The organism is Zobellia russellii, from assembly GCF_018728565.1.
GTDB lineage: Bacteria > Bacteroidota > Bacteroidia > Flavobacteriales > Flavobacteriaceae > Zobellia > Zobellia russellii.
In genome coordinates, this window is the sequence record NZ_JACSOI010000022.1 from 1 (window position 1) to 857 (window position 857).

The 857-nt window shown below is 49.8% G+C and carries 1 protein-coding gene; it reads left to right on the top strand.

All coding sequences use genetic code 11. The features are described 5' to 3' along the window. Nucleotides 1-857: Ig-like domain-containing protein (locus H9565_RS20010; RefSeq protein WP_215442148.1), on the top strand; the 857-nt coding region annotated here is incomplete at both ends.

An 857-nucleotide genomic window follows, 5' to 3' on the forward strand; every position in this document is an offset into this window, starting at 1 on the left:
AGTGAATTGGCTGCCGATGGTGATACGACGGTAGATGGAAGTGTAACGACAACGGATACCGCAGGTAATGTAGGAACCGCAACGGATACCCAAGTATACTCGGTAGATACGACCGCCCCGGTCCCTGTACTGGCGATCGATGATATCACGGCCGATAATGTATTGAATGCTACGGAAGCAGGAGGAAACGTCAACGTAACCGGAACGGTAAGTGGCGACTTCAACTCCGGAGATACGGTCACCTTAACGGTCAACAGCACTGATTACACGGGAACCGTAGATGGCGCAGGCGCTTATAGTATTTCTATCCCAGGTAGTGAATTGGCTGCCGATGGTGATACGACGGTAGATGGAAGTGTAACGACAATGGATACCGCAGGTAATGTAGGAACTGCAACCGACAGCCAAGTATACTCGGTAGATACGACCGCCCCGGTCCCTGTACTGGTAATCGATGATATCACCGCGGACAATGTATTGAATGCAGCAGAGGCGGGTGCAGATGTTGCGGTAACAGGAACTGTTACTGGAGATTTCAATACGGGCGATACGGTCACCTTAACGGTTGACGGTACGGACTATACGGGAACGGTGGATGCCTTGGGTGATTATAGCATCGATATCCCGGGAAGTGCCTTGGCCGCTGATGGTGATACTACGGTTGAAGGAAGTTTTGTAACAACGGATGGAGCCGGTAACAGTGCTACAGTTACTGACACAAAAACGTATACTGTAGATTTGGTAAACCCTGCTCCAGTATTAGTGATTGATGATGTTACTGCCGATAATGTATTGAATGCTACGGAAGCAGGAGGAAACGTCAACGTAACCGGAACGGTAAGTGGCGACTTCACCAC